Genomic DNA, 7,946 nt, shown 5'->3' with positions numbered 1-7,946 from the left:
CTCGAAGTCGGCATCGGTAACATCGTCATTGCCATTATTGCTTTGGCTCTGGCTATTGTTAGTACCGCTCATGTCTGGACCAGCTTGTCCTGCATCGCCACCCGTCTGGGCGTACATCTCGGCACTCATCTGCTGCATTAGGCTATTCAGACCATTGAGTGCAGTATCAATAAGCGCTACATCCTGTGCCTTGTGGGCATCCTTTAGCTTATTGAGTGCTTCCTCAATCTGACCCTTCTTATCTGCTGGCAACTTGTCGCCAAGCTCAGCGAGCTGCTTCTCGGTCTGGAAGATAACGCTATCGGCTTCATTGATCTTATCCACACGCTCGCGCTCCTTCTTATCGCTCTCAGCATTGGCCTGTGCCTCCGCCTTCATACGCTCGATATCAGCGTCCGATAGACCACTCGAAGCCTCGATACGGATCTTCTGCTCCTTGCCTGTGCCCTTATCCTTAGCCGAAACGTTTACAATACCATTGGCATCGATATCGAAAGTCACCTCAATCTGTGGCACACCGCGTTGGGCTGGTGGAATACCGTCGAGGTTAAACTTCCCGAGGCTCTTATTGTCCTTCGCCATTGGGCGCTCACCCTGAAGTACATGTATCTCTACGCTTGGCTGGTTATCTGTAGCCGTGGTAAAGGTCTGTGACTTCTTGGTTGGGATTGTGGTATTTGCATCGATGAGCTTCGTCATCACGCCGCCCATAGTCTCGATACCAAGAGAGAGCGGAGTTACATCCAGCAGCAGCACATCCTTTACATCGCCACTCAGCACACCACCTTGGATAGCTGCACCTAGAGCCACTACCTCATCTGGGTTTACACCCTTTGAAGGCTCCTTGCCAAATATCTTAGCTACCAACTCCTGTACTGCAGGGATACGAGTAGAACCACCTACGAGGATTACCTCATCGATATCCGAAGCAGACAGACCAGCATCCTTGAGCGCCTGCTCTACAGGGATACGGCAAGCATTGATATACTTATCGCTTAGCTGCTCGAACTTAGCGCGGCTCAGTGTGCGTACCAAGTGCTTTGGCACTCCGTCTACCGGCATGATATAAGGTAGGTTGATCTCTGTGCTGGTAGAGCTAGAGAGCTCAATCTTTGCCTTCTCAGCAGCTTCCTTTAGGCGCTGTAGTGCCATAGGATCCTTACGGAGGTCAAGTCCCTCATCGTTCTTAAACTCCTCTGCCAGCCAGTCGATAATCACGTGGTCGAAGTCGTCACCACCGAGGTGGGTATCACCGTTGGTTGAGAGTACCTCAAATACGCCATCGCCCAGCTCAAGGATAGAGATATCGAAAGTACCACCGCCGAGGTCGAATACCGCAATCTTCATATCCTTATTGCTCTTGTCCAAACCATAAGCAAGGGCAGCAGCCGTAGGCTCATTCACAATACGTAGTACCTTGAGCCCAGCAATCTCACCTGCCTCCTTAGTTGCCTGCCTCTGAGCATCGCTAAAGTAAGCTGGTACGGTGATAACTGCGTCGGTTACCTCAGTACCTAGGTAGTCCTCAGCTGTCTTCTTCATCTTCTGAAGCGTCATTGCCGAGATCTCCTGAGGGGTGTAGAGCCTTCCGTCGATATCTACACGAGGCGTATCATTCTCGCCTGCTACTAGCTTGTAAGGTAGACGGTGTGCCTCCTCAGCGACGTGAGAGAAGCGCTCGCCCATAAATCTCTTGATAGAGTACACAGTGTGCTCTGGATTAGTGATGGCTTGGCGCTTTGCAGGATCACCCACCTTACGCTCGCCATCCTGTACAAAGGCTACCACACTAGGAGTCGTGCGCTTGCCCTCGCTATTGGTGATTACCACCGGTTCGTTACCCTCAAGTACAGCTACAACAGAGTTCGTTGTACCCAAGTCTATACCAATTATCTTTCCCATGTTCTATTCTAATATATATGTTGTTATTTCTGTTACAATAAGAGCAACCTCCGTGCCACCTGCCTAAGTCTGACAAAAGTGTCACACTTGACAGCGCACGGAGGTCGCTCCTTGGTCTATTATGGCTACCGGCTCCCTACTGTAGAGCCTTGTAAATGGTCTCTTGGATGCGGGTACGAATATCCAGCTGAGAGAGTTTGGTATTCCAACGGGTGGGTGCCGTCCTATTGGAGAGGAAGATATAGACGATCTCATGCTCCGGATCTACCCAGAAGCAAGTGCCCGTAAAGCCTGTGTGCCCGAAGGTACTCAGGGGTGCAATATCTGCTACATTCCCCACCTTGCCTCTGCCTCTATGTCTGTCGAACCCCAGAGCATACGGCGATGCGCTGTGTCTTGCGCTGGTAAACATCTTCACCGTGGGCGTCTTCATCACTCTTTTGTTTCCATAAGTACCATCGAGTAGGGTCTGTACCACGGGGAACAGCGATTCGGCATTACTAAAAAGCCCAGCATTACCCGACACGCCACCGAGCATAGCCGCAGCCTCGTCGTCTACATCACCACGAAGGGTCTGACGCCGGAGGAAGTCGTCTTTCTGCCCCTCGGCAATCTCCTCGGGAGCGAAACGCTCTAGAGGGTTGAAGGTAATTCGCCCTTCACCTAGTGGGCGACTTATCTTCTCGTAAAATAGCTGATCCAAAGGCTTCTGATACTTCGCCTCTAGAATGTCTTGGAGCAAGAGGAAGTCGATATCGCTATACCTATAGCCACCTTTTCGGCGGTTGGCATCACGTATCTCCCCCCTCATCATCTCCCGCACTGAGGTACTGAGGAAAAGCCCTTCCGCCATACGGATGGGGAACTGGTCGCTCTTCGTTTCCTGTACTAGCGTGGGGAGGAAGCGCCACCCCCTACGAGCCCAAGCCTTGCGCGCTATCTGAATCGGGAATCCCTCCTTCCTCGAGTATGTAATCAGGGGCGAGGCGTAGCTCTGCTCGTCTATCAGCGAGAGGTAGAAGTTGATGACCGCTGGCATACCGGCTATATGATGAAGGAGGTCTGAAATACGAACCTCCTCCTTGTCACTCCCCTTGAGATAGTTCAAGTGGGTACCTATTCTGTCGGTTGTCCTCAGTAGACCCTCATCCTCGGCTATCATGATAAGCGGTGTGGTCACTGCCGCTTTCGTGATACTGGCCAAGTCGTAGAGTGTTGCCGTGGTATTGGGTTCTTGTTTCCGAGCATCCTTATACCCAAAGGCTTTGCTATAGACTACCTTGCCGCCCTTTGCTACGAGGATTTGGCAGCCAGGGTAAGCCCCCTTGGCGAGCCCCTCCTCTGCTATCTTGTCTATGCCTGAGAGAATCATGCTACTCAGCCCTACCTCCTCTGGCTTAGCAAACGTAAGCACAGCCGGTTCTGTAACAATGCCAGCACCCACTTTATATATAGGGGGTAGGTCTACAGGTAAGGTGCCTCTAAATGGTAGTACCCCATTGAGCGCTTTCCCCATAGCACGCTGTGCAGGGTCCTTAGCATCGTAGCCGATAGCTACCGCCTTGGCAAAAGCGATCACCTCCTTGAAGTGCAATGCTGTATAAGCCGAGGTCATAAAGACTAGGGTTACCTCTTTGTCCCGAGCCAATTGTCCCAGCCCTGCATCGGGTCTTGCCTTGTCCGAAGTGATTGCCACCACAATATGGTCGGCACTCCTAAGGTTTTTATAGGTCGTATTGCGTGCTCCTGCTCCAGCACTAAGGCTAAGGTCGTAAGCCTTTACGCCGTGTTTGCTCTGTAGCTCGGAGAATAGAGTACCTGTACCATTATTGCCATAGCGGAGCAGTGCAAGCGAACCTCTGGTGCCTAGGGGTAGGGTGTTGCCGTTATTCTTTAGGAGGGTCATGCTCTCCTCATAAATAGTCTCGAGTAGCGCTTTGCTCTTGCCGTTATTGAGGTCTGCCGATAGGTTGGTCGCCGAGATGGGACTGTGGTCATTGGCTCCCAATAGATACTTCCAAGCGAGTACCTTGCGGCACTTTCGCTCCACCTCGGAGCGCTCTATCTTCTTGCCCTTGAGGGCTTGCCTAAGGTCTGCCAACGTACGATAAGGGTCGGCAGGAGCTAGGAGTATATCATTGCCGGCATTGAATACCTCTACAGCCAAGGACTTGCCACTGGTGGCGTCGATGGCACCCTGCATGGCAAGCCCATCGGTAAAGATGAGTCCCTCGAAGCCTAGCCCTTCTTGCAAAAGCCCGGTGGTAATCAAGCGGCTCGCACTTGCCACTTGCTTGCTGCTGTCCAGCGCAGGCACCGAGAGGTGCCCCGTCATCATGCCCCCCAGCCCACTATTGATATATTGCTGAAATGGCAGTAGCTCCACCTGCTCTAGCCTAGAGCGGTTGTGCTTAATGGTGGGTACTGCTTTGTGGGAGTCTACGTTGGTATCGCCATGCCCTGGGAAGTGCTTCGCCACCGATAATACGCCTTGGCTCTCCAGCCCTTGGGCATACGCCACCACTTGGCGTGCCACTCTCGTAGGGTCGGAACCAAAACTGCGGGTGCCTATGACAGGATTAGCAGGATTATTATTGACATCTGCCACAGGTGCAAAATTGACATGGATACCCATCCTGTGCGCCTCTTCGGCTGTCTTCCTGCCGTATTCAAAGATGGTCAGCAGGTTGTCCGTAGCACCCACCACCATGTTCCTAGGCCATGAGATCGTACCTGAGAGTCTCATGGAGAGCCCCCATTCGCCATCCATTGCCACTAGCATCGGTAGCTGGGCACGTTCTCGCATGCGATTGGTCAGCCGAAGCTGAGCCGAAGGTTCGCCTTTCTGCCACAGCACACCGCCAAACCCTTTCTCCACAAGTTTATCCCAAGCTGCGATAGATTTGCTATCCTCCTTTGGCCATATCATGGGCATAATCAGCTGAGCCAGCATCTGCTCGTCGCTCATCCCCTGCATAGCACTATCGGCATAAGCCCAAGCGGCATCCGCTTTTTGGTTATCCCGCATCATCATTGGCGGAGTGCCAGCCTCCGCTGTCGTTATCCCTATTAGCGCTATTACTGCGCCCCAAATTATGTTTATTCCTTTCATACCCCAAATATACGAATAATAGTGGTACGCATCACCCCTATCAAGTCTGTACTCTATATGCCACGGAGCGGACTACTTAAAGACAAAGTAGACGGCCAGTATCAGACAGACAAATGCCGCGAAATGGTTCCACTGCAGCGGTTCGCCTCTAAAAAAGATCACGGAGAAGATAGTGAACACCGTGATAGAGATAACCTCCTGAACCACTTTGAGCTGCATCAGTGAGAAAGCACCGCCATTGCCCACAAAGCCGTAGCGATTGGCGGGGATCTGGAAAGCGTATTCCAATAACGCTAGTCCCCAACTCAGTAATATGATGAGGTAGAGAGGTGTGGCATTGGTAAATACTTTTATTTGCTCCAGCTTGACGTGTCCGTACCAAGCGAAGGTCATAAAGATATTTGAGATCACTAGTAGACCAATTGTCATCCAAGGATTCATAGCTGTATAATATATGTGTGAAGTTACAGGCAACAAAGTTACCAAATCCTTACCGCTATTCTAGAGTGCCCCATAATGGACAATAGATTTAGGGAAAGATACCCTGTAATGCGCTGAAATAGTCAGCCACTTAGTGGGCATAGTCAAGTAAATTAGGAAATGGGAGTCAATAGGTCAGTGATACCACAGGCACATAAGGTCAAGTAGATAGTAGGATTGTCCCAAAAAAGTCAACCCTATTCGGGAAAAGACGGATACTGTAAGGGCGAAAAACCTTTCATGCCTACTCGTTGACCGCTCTCGCTATACCCCAAGACCATTTAATATATATTAATTGACCAGTTTAATATATACTAAATGAGTAATTTAATATATACTAATTGTGGTGATTAGTATATATTAAATGGTCGTGGGGTCTGCCTAGGCAGGTCAACGAGGTACGGGTATGATTTTTTTCTTCTCTACTTCTCTCAGGCTATTATTTTTGCTATCGGTATGAGAAATTTTGGGTAGATTTGTCTGGTCGGTAAGATTAGTAATTTATTTATGAATAGGTGCTTTATTGCCCTCGGGCTTATTACGATATGGATTGTAGGTCTGGCAGGGTGTGGGTGTGAACATAAGAAAGAAGAGGTGAAGATGCTACAGAAGTTGGCGATCAGTACGGAAACAAGCCTTTATCCAGAGGCTGGTTTTACCAAAGGGGTGTCGGGTGCATTTGGAGGTGCTCTGGGTGAGTGGACTATTTATGGCGGAGGGTGCAACTTCCCTGATAAAGGTCCAAGCGAGGGGGGAACAAAGAAGTATTACCGTTCGGTTTACGGACTGAGAGACGGAGAGACCAGAAGGATAGGTGAGTTGGTCGCTCCTATTGCTTACGGCACTTCTATCCCTAGCAGTGATGGCAAGCGCCTCTACTTCGTCGGTGGTTCGGATGGCACAAAGGCGTATGATACCATTCATGAGGTGACCGCGGAGGGTGTGAAGTTGCTCGATACTAAGCTGCCCTCTGGTTGGTTCGAAGGTAGTGGCGCTTACTCTGGCGATAGCCTTTATCTAGCCGGTGGATGGGTGGCTGATGGTGTGCCAATGGATAGTTTGGTTCAGGTCAATATCAAGACGGGCGAGCATCATACGCTTGCTGCGCTGCCCGATGGTGCACGTATTCAGTGCGTGAGCTTTATCCTCGATGGCTATTTCTATATCTTCGGAGGTCACCGTCCTGCCGTAGGGCTTGAGCAGCCCCCCTATATGCACGAAAAGGCTTATCGCATCAGCATCCATGCCGAGTCCCCTCAGTGGGAATTGGTAGCGGAGCGTCCTACTTTAGAAAATGGGCGTAAGCTCCTCTTCGTGGGAAGCACGGTGGCTGTGGAACCAACCACAAAGCAGGTGTATGTGGTTGGTGGTGTAGACTGGGAGGTCTTTGAGCCTGCTATTATGCGCGGGTTCAATAAAGCTATTGCTACCAAGGAGGGCAACGAAGCGCTCCTAGATAGGTACGCCGAGGAGGGCAAAGCCTATATGAGTATGAAGGAGGAGGATTACCACTTTATGCCACATATTATTCGCTTTATACCGGAGACAAATGGTTGGGAGATTGTGGCGACAGATAATGCGCTAGCTACGGCAGGTGCTGTGCTTGCCGTTTCGCCCGAAGCTGCTACGGTGATTGGCGGAGAGCGCAAACCTGGGGTACGGACTTTCAATGCTTGGAGACAGATATTATGATAAAAGATTATGACTTGAGTACCACCAATTATGGACGGGTACGGAAAGAGGAATACCATATAGCTATTTTGCCTTGGGGGGCTACCGAACCCCACAACTACCACTTGCCTTATCTTACCGACTGCTATCTATCGCAGGCGATAGGGCTGGATGCCGCCCGCCTAGCTTGGGAAAAGGATGTACACACGATGGTGCTGCCCCCTGTACCCTTTGGCGCACAAAACCCAGGGCAGAGGGAGTTGCCTTTCTGTATCCATACTCGGTATGAGACTCAGGCGGGGATTCTGAGCGACATCGTGGAGAGCCTAGATGAGCAAGGTATAAATATACTTCTGATTCTCAATGGTCATGGTGGCAATAGCTTCAAGAATATGATTCGCGACCTCGCTGTGGACTATCCCGACTTCCTGATCCTATCTGCGGAGTGGTGGAAAGCGGCACCCGAGAAGGAGTACTTCGAGATGGACGGAGAGCATGCACACGAGTTGGAAACCTCGGTGATGATGCACTATTTCCCTGAATTGGTAGAACTAGAGCGCGCTGGTGAGGGTAAGCAACATGGCTGGGCTGTGGAGGGGCTGAGAAAAGGTATTGCTTGGACGCCTCGTAACTGGCTGGATGTGACCGAAGATACGGGTGTTGGAGATCCACGCAAGGCAACCCCCGAGAAGGGAAAAGCCTTTGCCGAGGCTTGTGCTCGTGAGATAGCCCAGCTTCTGGTAGAACTCGTGGAGGGCGATGAACTGTACGAAGAATAATT

Annotated in this window: 5 protein-coding genes; 2 read left to right on the top strand and 3 right to left on the bottom strand. The window is 50.8% G+C overall.

Annotated features, from left to right (window positions below; all coding sequences use genetic code 11):
- From dnaK to IX315_RS04395, 3 genes are all read right to left on the bottom strand, one after another.
- Nucleotides 1-1,902, bottom strand: a 1,902-nt coding sequence (gene dnaK / locus IX315_RS04405; protein WP_211837215.1) for a molecular chaperone DnaK, incomplete at its 3' end; no start/stop codon positions are given.
- A gap of 136 nt (nt 1,903-2,038) precedes the next feature.
- The gene (locus IX315_RS04400) at nt 2,039-5,014 is read right to left on the bottom strand and encodes a serine hydrolase domain-containing protein (protein ID WP_244973088.1); all 2,976 of its coding nucleotides are present in this window, start codon (nt 5,012-5,014) and stop codon (nt 2,039-2,041) included.
- A 72-nt stretch (nt 5,015-5,086) separates the two neighbouring features.
- Nucleotides 5,087-5,455, bottom strand: a complete 369-nt coding sequence (locus IX315_RS04395) for a DMT family protein (protein ID WP_018358112.1) — start codon at nt 5,453-5,455, stop codon at nt 5,087-5,089.
- Between the two features lie 546 nt (nt 5,456-6,001).
- Between IX315_RS04395 and IX315_RS04390 the strand changes: the two genes are divergently transcribed.
- Nucleotides 6,002-7,186 carry a hypothetical protein gene (locus IX315_RS04390; protein WP_018358111.1) on the top strand — a complete coding sequence of 395 codons (1,185 nt, stop codon included), beginning with the start codon at nt 6,002-6,004 and terminating at the stop codon, nt 7,184-7,186.
- Complete coding sequence (locus IX315_RS04385) at nt 7,183-7,944, top strand: creatininase family protein (RefSeq protein WP_211837214.1); 762 nt, start codon at nt 7,183-7,185, stop codon at nt 7,942-7,944. Before IX315_RS04390 ends, IX315_RS04385 begins: the two co-directional genes overlap by 4 nt.
- Nucleotides 7,945-7,946: the final 2 nt, after the last annotated feature.

Origin of the sequence: Porphyromonas levii (assembly GCF_018206105.1) — a bacterium.
Classification (GTDB): domain Bacteria; phylum Bacteroidota; class Bacteroidia; order Bacteroidales; family Porphyromonadaceae; genus Porphyromonas_A; species Porphyromonas_A levii.
This window is presented reverse-complemented; position numbering and strand designations above follow the sequence as displayed.